Origin of the sequence: Citrobacter sp. TBCS-14 (genome assembly GCF_005280805.1) — a bacterium.
GTDB lineage: Bacteria > Pseudomonadota > Gammaproteobacteria > Enterobacterales > Enterobacteriaceae > Citrobacter > Citrobacter gillenii.
Map to the genome: position 1 here is coordinate 369 of NZ_SZWM01000458.1, position 661 is coordinate 1,029.

A 661-nucleotide genomic window follows, 5' to 3' on the forward strand; every position below is an offset into this window, starting at 1 on the left:
GCTGCCACGACTGGAATGGCGACGCTGTGCCGGGGTTGCGACCTTACGACTACACCTGTATAGCGACGTGTCGTTGCGTGAAGATGCCGCGCAGGCCGCTGCGTTTATTTCAGCGCTTGCGCAGGTAAAACCGCTTCCCGCACTGCGCCTGAATTTAACCGGTGAACAACACTGGCCAGATAAAGCAGGCTGGACGCGCCTTATTGAGCTTGCCACCCAAACTATTGCCGGAGAAGAACTCGACAAAGTGGTGCTGGCGCGTGCGACCGATTTACAGTTTTCTCAGCCAGTTAATGCCGCGGCGGTTATGGCCTCCAGCCNNNNCTCCAGCCGTCGTTTAAATCTCAACTGTTACCACTTCTATATGGCGTTTTCCGCCGAATCTGCTTTTCTTGGCTCTTCCCCTGAACGTCTGTATCGGCGGCGTGACATGGCACTGCGCACTGAGGCGCTGGCCGGAACCGTTGCCAATCACCCTGACGATCATCGCGCCTGGCAGTTGGGTGAATGGCTGATGAAGGACGATAAAAATCAGCGTGAGAACATGTTGGTAGTGGAAGATATTTGCCAACGGCTGCAGAACTGTACGCAAACCCTCGATGTCCTGCCGCCGCAGGTACTCAGGCTGCGCAAAGTACAGCATCTGCGCCGCTGTATCTGG

1 protein-coding gene is annotated in these 661 nt (G+C 56.0%); it reads left to right on the plus strand.

Translation table 11 applies throughout. The annotated features are described in order from the left end of the window. Nucleotides 1-661: chorismate-binding protein (locus FDX22_RS16915; RefSeq protein WP_186805341.1), on the plus strand; the 661-nt coding region annotated here is incomplete at both ends.